At 44.3% G+C, this 13,431-nt stretch carries 10 protein-coding genes and 1 other RNA gene; 6 read left to right on the forward strand and 5 right to left on the reverse strand.

Features of this window, described 5'->3' with window-relative positions; all coding sequences use genetic code 11:
* Positions 1-105 precede the first annotated feature (105 nt).
* Complete coding sequence (locus tag Q0460_RS05015) at positions 106-1,143, reverse strand: hypothetical protein (protein WP_299085573.1); 1,038 nt, start codon at positions 1,141-1,143, stop codon at positions 106-108.
* 106 nt (positions 1,144-1,249) lie between these two features.
* On the opposite strand from Q0460_RS05015, the gene truD reads away from it, so the two are divergent.
* Positions 1,250-2,362 (forward strand): tRNA pseudouridine(13) synthase TruD, encoded by a 1,113-nt coding sequence (gene truD / locus Q0460_RS05020; RefSeq protein ID WP_298979434.1) that lies wholly within the window; start codon positions 1,250-1,252, stop codon positions 2,360-2,362.
* A 387-nt stretch (positions 2,363-2,749) separates the two neighbouring features.
* On the opposite strand, the gene Q0460_RS05025 is transcribed toward truD, so the two are convergent.
* Positions 2,750-3,115, reverse strand: coding sequence for a hypothetical protein (locus Q0460_RS05025; RefSeq protein ID WP_299085575.1), 366 nt, complete (start codon positions 3,113-3,115; stop codon positions 2,750-2,752).
* A gap of 341 nt (positions 3,116-3,456) precedes the next feature.
* On the opposite strand from Q0460_RS05025, the gene rnpB reads away from it, so the two are divergent.
* Together rnpB and Q0460_RS05035 are read left to right on the forward strand one after the other, a co-directional pair.
* Positions 3,457-3,773, forward strand: an RNA gene (gene rnpB, locus Q0460_RS05030) — RNase P RNA component class A.
* Positions 3,774-3,810: 37 nt separating this feature from the next.
* Positions 3,811-4,089, forward strand: coding sequence for a hypothetical protein (locus Q0460_RS05035; RefSeq protein WP_299085577.1), 279 nt, complete (start codon positions 3,811-3,813; stop codon positions 4,087-4,089).
* 2,059 nt (positions 4,090-6,148) lie between these two features.
* On the opposite strand, the gene Q0460_RS05040 is transcribed toward Q0460_RS05035, so the two are convergent.
* The 3 genes from Q0460_RS05040 to rsmH all read right to left on the reverse strand — a co-directional run bounded on the left by Q0460_RS05040 (position 6,149) and on the right by rsmH (position 9,851).
* The gene (locus Q0460_RS05040; protein WP_299085579.1) at positions 6,149-7,219 is read right to left on the reverse strand and encodes a DNA recombination protein RmuC; all 1,071 of its coding nucleotides are present in this window, start codon (positions 7,217-7,219) and stop codon (positions 6,149-6,151) included.
* Entirely contained in the window at positions 7,209-8,021 is an 813-nt protein-coding gene (locus tag Q0460_RS10630; RefSeq protein ID WP_367178658.1) for a hypothetical protein, read from the reverse strand. Before Q0460_RS10630 ends, Q0460_RS05040 begins: the two co-directional genes overlap by 11 nt.
* A gap of 894 nt (positions 8,022-8,915) precedes the next feature.
* Positions 8,916-9,851 carry a 16S rRNA (cytosine(1402)-N(4))-methyltransferase RsmH gene (gene rsmH / locus Q0460_RS05050; RefSeq protein WP_299085581.1) on the reverse strand — a complete coding sequence of 312 codons (936 nt, stop codon included), beginning with the start codon at positions 9,849-9,851 and terminating at the stop codon, positions 8,916-8,918.
* 64 nt (positions 9,852-9,915) lie between these two features.
* Here rsmH and Q0460_RS05055 point away from each other — a divergent pair, with 64 nt between their 5' ends.
* The 3 genes from Q0460_RS05055 to ftsA all read left to right on the forward strand — a co-directional run bounded on the left by Q0460_RS05055 (position 9,916) and on the right by ftsA (position 13,426).
* On the forward strand, positions 9,916-10,476 hold the full coding sequence (locus Q0460_RS05055; protein WP_005869054.1) for a class II aldolase and adducin N-terminal domain-containing protein: 561 nt from the start codon (positions 9,916-9,918) through the stop codon (positions 10,474-10,476).
* Positions 10,477-10,608: 132 nt separating this feature from the next.
* Positions 10,609-12,066, forward strand: a complete 1,458-nt coding sequence (locus Q0460_RS05060; protein WP_299085584.1) for a peptidylprolyl isomerase — start codon at positions 10,609-10,611, stop codon at positions 12,064-12,066.
* Positions 12,059-13,426 carry a cell division protein FtsA gene (gene ftsA, locus Q0460_RS05065; RefSeq protein WP_299085586.1) on the forward strand — a complete coding sequence of 456 codons (1,368 nt, stop codon included), beginning with the start codon at positions 12,059-12,061 and terminating at the stop codon, positions 13,424-13,426. The genes Q0460_RS05060 and ftsA overlap by 8 nt, the downstream gene beginning before the upstream one ends.
* Positions 13,427-13,431: the final 5 nt, after the last annotated feature.

Consider the following 13,431-nt stretch of genomic DNA (forward strand, 5'->3'; position numbering starts at 1 on the left):
AAGCGCCTGCGATTAAGAAAACTATTTGCTTTATACCGATCATCAATATGCAGTCGATTTAAAATTTTACCGTCGTAATAGGATAAATTTTAAAACCCCGTTCGCTTAAATCAGCATCGGCTTTAGTTTGCGCGCCGAAAAGTTGGGCCTCTCGCCGCGAGCTAGAGCGATGAGCTCATCCGTCGCAATTAGATAAAAGCCCGCGAGGTCTCTACCGAAAAGCCTTTGGATTTCATCGCTTCTGCCGTCTAAAAAATCAAGCGCGAGCTTGGAATTTACTAGCAAAAAATCGCTTCCGCTGTCAAACGCGTCAAATAAAATTTCACCCCCCAGCCGCAGCGCGCACTCCCGCTCGCGCTCGTATATCTGCGCTCCAAGCGGCGCGCCTTCACATTCAAAGTGCACGATCTGCGCGCCCAGCCTGCTAGCCAGCTCCTCCGCGGCCTCGTCGTACCACACGGCGACGTTAAAGCCGCTAAAATCGTGCTTCGCGCCCGCCGCGTCAAATTCCGCCATGCTTTGCGCGCTTAAAATTTTATTGCTGCGCGCGGGCTCAAATTTTAAAATATCGCAAAACGCCCTGTATGCCGCGCGGTCGTCAAACTCCATCCCTACGGCGTCGCACTTCGTAAAATACGCCATCTGCGGCTCGATGATCTCCAAAATCCTCATGCGCTCGCTCGGGTGCGTCTGCATCAGGCGGTGCGCGAAGATAAAGGCGCTGTTGCCCAAAAACTCCTGCGAGCATGCGGGGATTTTCGTCGAGTAAAAATAGGGCGCGAGGCTTTTGTAAAACTCGAAATCAGAGACATCCGCAATGCTTTCAAAGGCTTGAAATTTGTCCAAAAACGCTCGCGGCTCGCAGCGCAGATCCTTTATCGCCTCTTTTTCGCTAAAAGGAGCGATGATTAGCTCGCTTCCAAAGTGCGCTATGAGCGTATCCAGCGGCTCTTTTACGCTCACCGTCGTGCCGCCGATTTTTACAAATTCCACTCCCTGCGCGCTAAAATAGGGATCGTGCGCGCAGATGTCGTCAAGCAGTGCCGCAAGATCGGCAAAGGGCGCGCTTTCATAAACATAGGGCTTGAAGTAGCTTGCGACGTCGCAGTGCGGGTCGAAGCGAAAGAGCCTGATTCGAAGCATTTTTCATCCTTTTTTTATGGCGAATGATACTAGAATTTGCCTTAATAATGAGTTTTTTAGGCTCAATTTTATAAAATTGCGCCTTAGATTAACGCAAAGGCCGGCTATGAAAATTTTATACACCCTAAATCACGCGCCGATAAATGCGCATTTTAGTAAAAACTCCAGCGATTTCGTCGTGCGCGAAGTGCCGCTTTACGAGCCTAGCAATGAGGGCGAGCACTGCATTTTGCTGCTACAAAAAAAAGGCATCAGCACGCACGAAGCGCTGCGGATTTTAAGCGAACATACGGGCGCTAAGATGCGCGAGTTCGGCTACGCGGGGCTTAAGGACAAACAGGGCCTTACGACGCAGCACGTTAGCATGCCCGCTAAATTTGAGCCTGCGCTGGGCGGATTTTCGCACGAAAGTCTTAAAATTTTAAGCGTGCAAAGGCACAAAAACAAGCTTAAAATCGGGCATCTAAAGGGCAACGACTTTTTCATCCGCCTAAAAAAGGTTCTACCGCCCGACGCCGTCAAGCTCGCAGCCGCGCTAGATACGCTAGGGCGCGAGGGCTTTGCGAACTACTTCGGCTATCAGCGCTTCGGCAAGTTCGGCGATAACGCAGCACAGGGCGAGGAGGTGCTGCGCGGACAGAGGCGGCTTAAAAACCCCAAAATGCGCGACTTTCTAATCAGCGCCTATCAGAGTGAGCTTTTTAATCGCTGGCTTAGCAAGCGGGTCGAAATTTCAAAATTTGCGGCGGAATTTAGCCTTGGCGAGTTTTCTAAAATTTACGGACTAAGCAAGGAGGAGGCGCGCGAGATCGCGGCTCAGCCGCAGTTTTTTAAGCTTTTAAGGGGCGAGATTTTAGGACATTTTCCGCACGGCGCGTTTTTTAGCTGCGACGATCTGGGCGCGGAGTGCGAGAGGTTTGCGAGGCGAGAAATCACGAGCGCAGGCCTTATCGTGGGGCGAGCTAAGCTGCGAGCTAGCGGGCTTGGCGGCAGATTTGAAGATGAAATTTTCGCGCCTGCTCGCGAGTTTGAGGCACAGATGAACGGCTCGCGCAGGTTTGCGTGGAGCTTTATGGAGCGCGTGCAGCACGCCTATGATACGCAAAATGCGCATTTTAGCTTTAGTTTTTATCTGCCGAAAGGCTCTTACGCGACGGTCGTTTTGGAAGAAATTTTGCACCGAGATATATTTGAGGGCGCCGCGACAGACGAGGATTGAGCCGCATCGCGCCGTGGATTATGGCTCACGTCGCGTCAAACCGCGCCGTAGAGTAGGGGGGGTTCGCACCGCATCGCGGAGTGGGACTCCGTCACCCCGCGCCCCACGTTAAACCGCGCCGCGCCGCGCAGAATTTTGCGAAATATTAAAACCGACTGCGTGGATTTAAATTTATGCGGCAGATAAAATTTTATGAAATTTCGTGAAATTTCATCGCAGCAAGCGCGCCGTTTTGTCTGAGCCATAGAATTTCAAATTTAAAATTTTATTCGGCTCGGTCGTAGGTAAAATTTGCTAAATTTCACCTTTTTATAGTTGTCCAAATTTATTTTCGTCAATAACCAGCAAAATATTATTAAGCTTAAAATCGCTTAAGTCTTTTATCTACTATTGCCCGTTTACAATATTTTCAAAAAAATTATTCTCTTCCCAAAAGTAGCATTCTAACATTTTTAAAATTCCATTTTCCAAAAGAACCATTGCTCCTCCAATGTTTTCATCAGAAAGCATTAAATTTACATTGCCGACAAAACCGTTGTTTTTGCTTTTTTCTAATATTTTTTTACACTCGAAATGGCAATAATATCCGGCTGTCGAAACCTCTCTTTTAGTAATTTCTGAATTTTCAAACTGCTCATAAAGCGCATAATCGCCTAAATCATCACTTATTAGCTTAACAATTTCAGCTTCGATATTTGCAATATCCGTAAAATTGTCTAAGGATAAACATTGTTCCGATTTCTGATTTTCCATTTTTTATAACTCCACGTACAGTAATTTCATAGCCTTTAATATTGACTTTATGACCATTAGTAAAATTATTTGGCAACTTACCATTTGCCATATCTTTTTCAAGTTCTTTAATTATAGCATTATAAGCTTGTTGTTGATTATTTTCAAATTTATTTAAAAATCATCTAATTTTATGCTATTTTTTTGTTAAAGATGTGATTTAATTTATTAGCTTCTTTATCGTCGTCATCCTCCGGCGGCAATGGTGCAGAGGCGGGAGTTTATACTTGCTCACGCCAAAAATTCCGTCCCTTAAATTCCGCAAGCCCTGAAGTTTAAGCCAAAAAAGCTATAATTGCGCTCGGGTGTGGCGTGCGGTCGCTCCGCAAGGAGAGGAAAGTCCGAGCTGCGATAAGACAAGGTTGCGTCTAACGGACGCCGGGGGCAACCCTAGGGAAAGTACAACAGAAAGCAAACCGCCGCGCAAGCGGTAAGGGTGAAAGGGCGGGGTAAGAGCCCACCGCGCGCGTGGAGACACGAGCGGCAATGCAAACCCAACCTGCAGCAAGAACGGGTGGTTTCGTCTTATATTCGAACCGTTCGCTCGAACCGATTTGCAAAAATCGGTCTAGATAAATGACCGCTGTAACGGAACTCGGCTTATAACCACACCTATTTTTACGCCGAATTTATTTACTTGGAATAAGGAAAAAATTTTGAAAAGCTTAATTTTATGCGGTACGCTTTGCGCCGTCGTTTTAGGGCTCGGAGGCTGCGCGAGTGCGGGCGCTGATAAATCTATAATCTTGCAAGGCGACGCCCACGATCGCGCTTGTGCAGAGGTTTATGAGCATTATAAAGAGCTCGAAGCGGAGCTTTTAGCGGTCGAGAATCGATATGCAAACCCAAGCGTCGCAAACGATTATATACAGAATTACGACGAGTACGAGCGCACCATCGCCTACTACAATGAAAATTGCGCAACTGATAAATAAGTGGTGTGGATTGAGCGTGATTTGGTATAAGCATGGCTGCGGGCAGCGGCGTAAAGCGCTCAAAATTTTATAAAATTTCTAAAAAATATTGAAAATTTTACGCGAAGCAAAAAGCGTCTAAAATTTATTTCGTACGCTTGGATCTAGCGATACGAAGTCGCGGCGTGAAGCATAGCGTGGTGCCTATTTTTGCCCGCATTTAGCTTAGCACGCCAAATTTGCTGTAATCGTATAACGGCGCCACATACTCGCGCATTGGCTAAAGGGCGCGCGATTTATTAATTGGATCGGCGCGAAGCCTTGAAGTTGCGAAGTCGCGCTCAAAAATTCCGTCGCGCGGATTTGAATTAGTGGCTTAAAGTGTCAAAGCAATACCCCAAAATTTAGCCGCGAGGCGGACGAAGAACGATTTATTAATCGGATCGGTATAAAGTCACACTAAAAATTTCGTCAAGTGGAGTTGGTTGCCGTGCCCGTTTATGCGTCCACTAAAGCCTTGTAGCCTCAAAATTCCGTCGCGTAGATTTGATCAGCGCCTAGGCGCTTGGATCGATCGTAAAATCAGGTTTCAAAAATCCTGTTACTCGGTTTTTGACCTGCTGCGCGATTTTCGCGGCATATAAAGGCGGTAAAACGAGATCGTTAGGGTAGCTTTAAGGTGCAGCGATTTTTTCGCTTGCGTATGCGGTTTTTGAGGCGCTTGGTAATTTCAGTTTACTCGCAGAATTTTAAGATGTGCGGTTTTTTTGGGACTATAGCAGCGGGTTTTTGGGTTTTTAGCGCGAAGGTATTTGGCGAACTTGCAGTGCTATGGCTCTGATTTTTGTCGAGAAATTTTGGAATCTTACGATTTTACAGGAGAATTTTGTGTGTTTTGGCGCCGCGTCGAACTTAAAATTTCATCTTGTCGCCGCGTAAGATTGCGCATCTAATCTTTCTGTTTTTTAAATACGGCATCCGTTTTGAGATTCGCGTCCGTTTTTGAAATTTTACTCCGAATAGACGCCGAATTCGCAAAATGAGCCGCCCGGCGATAATTTTAGAAAGCCATGCAGGCTTGCAATGCAAAAGCAAAGCTTTATGAGAGACAGAGTTTAAGGCCTTTGTCGATAATTTAGCCACGCAGAATACCGCGACTTTAGAATTTCACGAGTTAAATTTTTAAAATTTACGCCGCTTGCTGTGGCTGGTAAAATTTCGCAAGTTAAATTGCGCTTAAATTTTACGAATGGCGACAGAAATATTAGGCGCAGAATTTTATTTGGCTTGTTTATGCGGAGCGAGGGTTTAAGCTTGCAAGTAACCGCGATTTTTGCTTTACGCTTGCACCAACCGCCCAAAGTACCACCGCGTATTAGTGCGATGTTTATCTTGACTACGCTTTAATGCGCGAGGTTTTTGTGTCGCCGTAAAATGCAAATTTACGAGCTTTTGGGATTGCAGATTAATTTTGCGTGCTTGCAGATCGCTTTTGAAATTTTGTCAAAATCTGAAATTATATCCGCGCAACGCCCATAAATTTCTTAGCGTCAAACGGCTAATCCTGCTCGCAGCGCTATTGTCTTAAATTCGTAATGCCTATAAGCCGCTTTTTAAAGTTTCGCCAAAATACGAAATTTCGCTCATGAATCATGAATTTCACCTCTGAAATGTAGAATTTGCCCACGACCGCAAATTTACGCATGCAATATGTGGCGTCAAATTTTGTTTCGGTATAGCAGCGCTGAATTTCTGGAGCGGAAAGCGTAGCGATTGATCTTACTCACATCGTGACGAGGGCGTTTAATGCTTAAGCGGATTAAATTTACTCGCGCGCCCATGAAATTTAGTTAATCAAATTTTATGCGTGTCAGACAGCCTTTGAATTCTGCTTGCTCGCGTAACAAATCCATTAAGCTGAGTTTTAAATTCCGTCTATCTACCCCAAATGGGAATTTTATTTGCAAAATAGGCGAGGTGCAAATTTAATTTGAATGCCACTCGCCCACCTGTGGAATTCCGCCGCGTTATAAGCTTGCTAAAGCACTCCAAGCTGCATTGTACGCTACGTTTGCCCGCCTCACAGTTCGCTAAAACGCTCGAAGCGGGCTTTTAGAGATTTTGCATTTTTGTTTAAAAGCTCCGCTTGCGCAGCGAGCTTATCTGCGTATGTTTGAAGCGCCGTCGCATACTTAGCATGCGCCTCAAAGTCCGATTTTAGCGCGTAAATTTTATCTTTTACCGATTTTATATTTTGCGCTAGCGCCTCGTCTTTTACAAAGATTCGGATCGTGCCTAAAAGCGCCAGCAGCGTCGTGGGTGATGCCGCAAAAATGCCGATTTGCGCGCAGTATTCAAGCACCTGCGGCAGCCTCTCGCAGACGTAGACGAAAACCGCCTCACTCGGCACGAATAGCACCGCAAACTCCGTGCTAAGAGGCGGTATGATGTATTTTTCCGCGATATCTGCGGCGTGCTTTTTCATATCTGCGGCTAGCTGTTTATCCGCACTAGCAAGCGCTGCGGCGTCGTTTGAAGCGGAGGCGGCGATAATTTTTTCATAGCTTTGAAGTGGAAATTTTGAGTCGATGCAAAGAATTTTTTCTTTTGCGATATGTAGCGCGCAGTCCGCGATCCTGCCGTTTGGAAGGTGCTTTTGCAGCTCGTAAAACGAGGCGTTTTGCCCATAAATCATCGATAAAATTCTCTCTAATCGGTACTCGCCGAAGTTACCGCGTAGTTTGACATTACCTAAAATCGAGTTTAGCCTTGCGATTTCGTCACGCACCTGAAGTGAAGTTTTATTTTGCTCGCTCATTCGCGCTAGATTTTCCGCTATGTCCTTAAAGCCGCGATCCAGCGAGCTTAAATTTTCGCTAAGCGCGCTGTTTTGACGCTGCAAACCCTCGCCTAGGGATCTATTAAGATAATAGAGCTTATCGTTAAAGCCGTCATTTAGGCTTTGATTTAGCTTAAAAAGCTCGGCACTTGCTCTCGCACTTTGAGCTGTGAGCCTTTCGCTTAAAAGCTCACTAAGTGTGGAGTTTGCATCGCTTATGCGGCGGTTTTGCAGCACGAGCGCGATTAGCAGGGCAAGCACTAGTGCAGCAAAAAACGCAAACGCCGCGAGTAAAATCCCATCAGCGCCCATTTTCTTGCACGCTTTGCGGATCTAAAATTTCATTTTTGTAACGCAGATATTCGATATCGTTGTTAAGCGCGCGATTTTCCTCAAGCAAAACTTCGTGCTTGGTACGAAGCGCGGCGATGTCGCGGCTGATGTAATAAATTTCGTTGCGGATATAAATCGCCGGTACCGTCAGCAAAAACGCAAATCCGATCAGCAGATAAACAACTAAAAGCTGATAAAGCGTGAGATTTTTCTCCTTTTTTTTCTCAGCGTCGTAGTTGCGTAGCAGCTCGTCTTGCGCGCCAGCAAAGCCGCCGTAGCCACGCCCTGCAGCAAGGCTTGAATAATCCTGCGCGCCCAGATCCGCGTAATTTTGATTTTGCGCGCCTGTAAAGCTTGCATCTGCAAACGCCGCGTAATCCGCCTTGCCGGTAAAATTGGCACCTACGAAATCGCCGTAGCTCGCTCCGGTTGCGTAATTCTCGCTGCCTCGAGTGGTTGAAAGATTTGCGTCGTCGCGTCCTTTTAATTTTACTTTACTGCTTTTATTAAATTTTGTTCCGCCGCTTTCGGAATTTAGGTAGTTTTGGGTATTTATAAAGCCTGAACTTTCGAATTCTAAGCCGGTAAAATCGTCGTAGCCGTCAGCTGCGCCCGCGTAGTTTCGTTTTACGGAAAGATCCGCGGCAAGCTTATCCTCTAGCTCCTCATCCGTCAGATCCTCCATAGCTCGTCTTTTTGCGAGCTCTATGCCCGCTAGATCGGATGTCCCTGCGAAGTCGTGCCCGTCATCGTCGTCGGCAAAATATTCATATTTATTCATCTAAAATCTCCATAAATTTAAAACCACGATCCTATTTTTACTTGCTGCCAAAGCGCCTGCGTCAAGATAAATTCTGCTCGAAGCTCACAGCTAGCGTGCGCTCAGCAAATAGCCGTTAAGGTAAAATTTAAAAGCCAAAATCACGAGCAAAATTTTTCTTTGCAATTTTACCTCGGTAAATGGAATTTTATCTTAACTTACCAAATTCTATCTCGGCCAGCAAAAGCAAAATTTCACTTTAGCGGCTATTGCGTTTATTTATCTGGCTCTTTGCACGATACTGTATAGTAGCGGAAGCTACAAAAGAAGCATCACATTAATTTTGCTCGTTTTTTTGCACCGCCCGCTTGGGAAAAATCGCTTTGGCGGGTAAAAATCGAGCTCACTTTACCGAGATTGACTATTTATAAAATTTTTGTCAAATCGTCTGAAAAACCGCTTAAAATTTTACTGCGTCTTCGATACGCCTTAAAACGCTAAGCGAAGGATATCGCTTGCAAGATAGGCTCTATCGTCTAAAAAGGTCAATGAAACTACTGCTCGCTTACAAAATTTCGTTAAAGCAAAGAACGAGATTTGGCATTACGCCGCTTGCTTTAGGCGCCAAATTTTAACTCTCGCTCGGTTCTGTATCTATGTTGCCACTTAGTTTTTAAAATATGCAGCAGCTAAATCTCATAAAATTATACGTTAAATATAGCGTAAAATTCAACGTTAAATTTTATGATTTAGACATTGCGCGTTCGAAATAACGCTGAAAATATCATAAATTCTAAAGCCAATCTTTGAAAGCTGGATTTCAAAATTCCGTAAAATTTTAAAATTTAATGCCTGCAAATCTGTAAATTTTACAAAATTTCGTCAAAATTTAAAATTCATAGCAAGCAAAGGCGGTTATTTTAGCCGAAAAATTCTAAGCTTCGCGCTCGCTGCTCGCGAGTTTTGCGCAAGCTCTTGCGCGTCCGCTATTATAGGGCTTTTGGTTAGGATTTTGCCTAACGAATGCCCGCCGCCGCATTCGCAGCGCATAAACTCGATAGGACAGACGCAATCGCGCTCCCACGCCTTAAATCGCTCCTTTACTATGCGGTCTTCAAGCGAATGAAACGAGATTATAGCGACAGTTGCATTAGTTAGAATTGAATCGCGCGATTTTTGCTCAATGAGCGCGAGCAGGCGCTTTAGCTCGCCAAGCTCGTCGTTTACTTCGATGCGGATCGCCTGAAATGCTAGCGTAGCCGCGCTGATGTTGCGTCCTTTAACGGGCTTTGTTCCGATTAAATTTGCCAAAGCTTTAGCACTTGTTAGTGGTGCGTTAGTCCGCGCAGTAGCTATTTTGGAAGCGATTGCGTTAGCGTTTGTTAGCTCGCCATATTCGCGGAAAATGCGCGCCAGATCCGCTTGTGAGTAGCGGTTTACGACATACGCCGCATCTAGCATTGCACTCTCGTCCATTCGCATATCCAGCGCGTCGCTTTTAGTGGAAAAGCCGCGGCAGTTTTTATCCAGCTGAAGAGATGAAACGCCGATGTCGGCTAAGATCCCGCGAACTGCGCGGAGCTTTTGCTCGGGCAGAATTTCTAAAATTTCACTAAATTTCGCTTTGTGGATTTCTATGCGATCTTTAAATTTACTGAGCCGCTCGCGCGAAAATTTTATCGCTTCGGCGTCTCTGTCGCAAGCGATGAGCTTAAGGCGCGGATTAGCGGTCAAAATGCCTTCGCTGTGCCCTCCATAGCCTAGCGTGCAGTCGATAACGTAGCCGTCCTCAAGCTGCGAAAATGCTGCGATCGTTTGCGAAAAAAGTACCGGAATATGTGGAGCTTGCACCTGAATTTATCCTTTTGAAATTTCTAATCCTATATAATATCGAAATTTTTTACAAAGGCGAGAGATGGACGAGTATTATTATGAAATTTTACGCAAAATTTCGCTTTCGATGTTTAGAGATAGGCTTTTTGGGATCTTTCACGGCTCGATTTCAGCAAAAATTAAAGAAAATCAGTTCTTGATCAACAAAAAAGACGCGATTTTTGATAGCCTGGATAGGGATGATTTTATAACGCTGTTTTCAAAAAAGGACTACCGCTGGCAGGATGCTAGCATCGATAGCGACATACATATAAATATCTACAAAAATATAAAAGAGGCGAAATTCGTAACCTACGCGACACCACCATATCTCGTCGCATATACGCTGGAGCATGATTTTATTTTGCCGCGAGATTACTTTGGGGCGAGTAAATTTAAACGCATTGAAATTTACGATCCCAAGAGTTACGACGATTGGCACGAGCGTGCGCCGTATGAAATTTGTAACTATATGATAAATGAAAATAGCGATATAATGGTGATTCGTGGCTATGGGGTTTTTGCCCATGCAAGGAGCGCGCAGCAAATGGCAAAAAAAATAGCGATTTTAGAAATGAGTTCAAAGCTGCTTTTGCTAAGCTAAGATTAATGTATACCAAATCGTTTACTAACGCGTTATAATTCGCCAAAAATGCCTATTTTTCAGCCTTACATAAGGTTTTATCTGTATAATTACTAACAAAAAATTTCTTTAGTTAGCTATTTAAGGATTTAGATGATAGAATGGATGCAAAAGCATAAGAAGTCGCTTATACCGACGATCTGGATAAGCACGATAGCCTTCGTGGGCGCAGGCTTCGTCGGCTGGGGCGCATATGATATGAACGCTAACCGCGCAGGCTCAATCGCTAGAGTAGGGCAGATTTCCATAACCAATCAAGAATATAAGATAAAATCAACCGAGTTATACAATAGATTAAACGCTATGAGCGATGGGCAATTTACTCAAGAACAAGCCAAAAATATGCATCTAGATCAGATTGCAGTAGATCAGCTAATCGGTGAGGCATATTTTCTAAATTTTGCTAAAGACTTAGGTGTTCAGGCTAGTGATAAAGATGTGGCGGAATTTGTACTGAACTCGCCAAATTTCCAAGAAAATGGCGCATTTAGTAAGGAACTTTACAACAACGTAGTAAAAAATTCAGGACTTACCAAGAAAGAATTTGAGCGCAATCTACAAAAGGTCTTAACTTTAGAAAAGCTCGGCAAAGCGCTAAAAATAACGCCTAGCCCTAAGATCGTAGAAGCATTTGCAGCATCGCAGCTGATGCAGGATAAGGTTTCTGCAGAGATAATCTACGCAGACGCTAACGTCACTTTTAATGACGACGAGCTAAAGAAATTTTGGGAAGGCGAGAAATCGCACTTTATGACCGAGAAAAAATATAATCTAGGGGCCTATTTCGTGGCGCCTAGTAAAGCCGACGTGAATGAGACGGAACTAAGTAAATTTTATGAAGAACACAGAGGTGAGTATAGAAGCCTGGATGATAAACTATTGGATTTTGCAGAAGCCAAACCTAACGTCTTAAAAGATTACCGAATGGATCAGGTTAAAAAAGACGCTACAAAGGATTATTTGGAGATCAAAAAAGGCAAGCTTGATACTAATGAAACTATAGTTGCTACGGCTAGCAATTTTCCAATATCTGAGATTGAGGTTGCAAAGCCGGGAGATGTCATAAAGCCTTTCGAGTACAAAGGCGGATATTTGATTGCTAAACTAAACGGTGTAGAGCAGCCTAGGCAGATGAGCTTTGAAGAGGCTAAGCCTTTGGCTTCTAAAGAATTTGAAACGAAAAGACGCAAAGAGCTGCTTGAAAAAAGAGCTCAAGATGCGCTTAAAAATTTTAAAGGCGAAGATTTCGGCACGCTATCTCTTAATAGTAAAAATAATACCAAGCTAAGCGATGACGAATTTTATAAATTTCTTATCGATATGTTTAATAAGCCTGCGAAAGAAGGGATAGTGATGTTTGATAACAAAGCCGTAGTGTATAAAATTTCACAGCAGAGCCTGGGCAGCAGCGAAGAGATAGATAAAGAAAAAACGATCGTAGCCGATAGGATAACCACTTTATTAAATTCTAATCTACAAGACGATTTAACCAAAATGCTAGAAAAGCGCTATAAAACCGAAAGATATTTTAAAGGTAAAGACAGTGAGTGAGTATATTTTAGGTCTAGATATAGGCTCAACTAAAATTCGCGCGATAATCGCTAAAAATGATGGCATTTTTACGGTCTTAGGTGTCGGTGGAGCCGATACTTTAGGTATCAAAAAGGGCGTCATAACAAACATAGAGCAGGCCGCGGGCTCAATAAAGCAGGCGGTGAAAGCAGCAGTAAAAGGCGCTGGTAGAAGCTATGATAAAGCCATTATATCTATCTCGGGCTCATACGCCAAAAGCGTTAAATCTCGCGGCGTCATAACTATGGAAAATGAGATTGGACTGGATGAAATCAAGCGCGCTATGCAGGTTGCCGAAGCGCAAGCAAATGTGCCTAGCGATAGTGTGATTTTACATGTGCTTCCGTATGATTTTAGAGTCGATGAGCAGGAACACATCGAAGACCCCCTCGGTATGAGTGGCACGCGTCTAGAGGTATCTACGCATATCGTTATTGCGCCAGAAAGCTCTATTAAAAATTTGAAAAAATCCGTTGAGATGGCGGGCGTAAAGGTAGATAACATCGTCCTTTCAGGCTACGCATCATCCATATCTACGCTTAGCAAGGACGAAAAAGAGCTAGGTGTCGTACTGATCGATATGGGCGGTGCTACTTGCGATATAGTCATCCACCTGGGGAATTCCTTACGTTATAACGATGTTGTGATGTTTGGCTCCAATAACGTTACTAATGATCTATCGCGCGCCCTACACACGCCGCTTCCGTATGCGGAAAACATTAAAATTACCTATAACGATCTAATCAATCAAGGCAATAGCGAAGTCGAATTGCCTGCTTTAGGAGATAGCGAGTCAGAAAACCACATCATAAGCCTTGAGATCATCTCTCAGGTCATCCTCGCTCGCGTTAAAGAGACCTTCGATATGATAGCCGATAAGATCGAAAGAAGCGGCTATAAAGACCGCATAGGCGCAGGTATCGTGATCACCGGCGGCATGGCGAAGTTAGACGATGTGCGCGATCTAGCGGCGATAGTTTTTGATAACACTTCCGTTAGGGTTGCAAGAGCAAAGAGCGTGGGCGGCCTGCACGAGATTGCTGATGATATTTCAAATTCTTGCGCACTAGGACTTTGCATGTATGGCTTTGGCGAATTTACCCCTTACGAGATGGACTCTAACGGCAAACTCCGCTACAAAGACGAAGTTATAAACAAGGCTCCGAAACGAAATGTGAACGAATATTATGAAAAAGAGGTCAGTAAGGCGATAGAAAAAGAGGGCATCAGAGCGGATAGCGGTGCGGCTAAGAAGGAGGAACTAAATATCCAACTTCCCAAAAAAGACGGACAGAATTTTTTCAATAAAATTTGGTCGTCTATGAAAAATTGGTTTTAAATTTT

It is taken from the genome of uncultured Campylobacter sp. (assembly GCF_937980635.1).
GTDB lineage: Bacteria > Campylobacterota > Campylobacteria > Campylobacterales > Campylobacteraceae > Campylobacter_B.

What these genes read in the sequence shown, in the direction of transcription:
- truD (WP_298979434.1), top strand. Translation starts at nt 1,250, where the DNA reads ATGAAAATTTTATACACCCTAAATCACGCGCCGATAAATGCGCATTTT.
- Q0460_RS05040 (WP_299085579.1), bottom strand. Translation starts at nt 7,219, where the DNA reads ATGGGCGCTGATGGGATTTTACTCGCGGCGTTTGCGTTTTTTGCTGCA.
- Q0460_RS10630 (WP_367178658.1), bottom strand. Translation starts at nt 8,021, where the DNA reads ATGAATAAATATGAATATTTTGCCGACGACGATGACGGGCACGACTTC.
- Q0460_RS05055 (WP_005869054.1), top strand. Translation starts at nt 9,916, where the DNA reads ATGGACGAGTATTATTATGAAATTTTACGCAAAATTTCGCTTTCGATG.
- Q0460_RS05015 (WP_299085573.1), bottom strand. Translation starts at nt 1,143, where the DNA reads ATGCTTCGAATCAGGCTCTTTCGCTTCGACCCGCACTGCGACGTCGCA.
- Q0460_RS05025 (WP_299085575.1), bottom strand. Translation starts at nt 3,115, where the DNA reads ATGGAAAATCAGAAATCGGAACAATGTTTATCCTTAGACAATTTTACG.
- Q0460_RS05060 (WP_299085584.1), top strand. Translation starts at nt 10,609, where the DNA reads ATGATAGAATGGATGCAAAAGCATAAGAAGTCGCTTATACCGACGATC.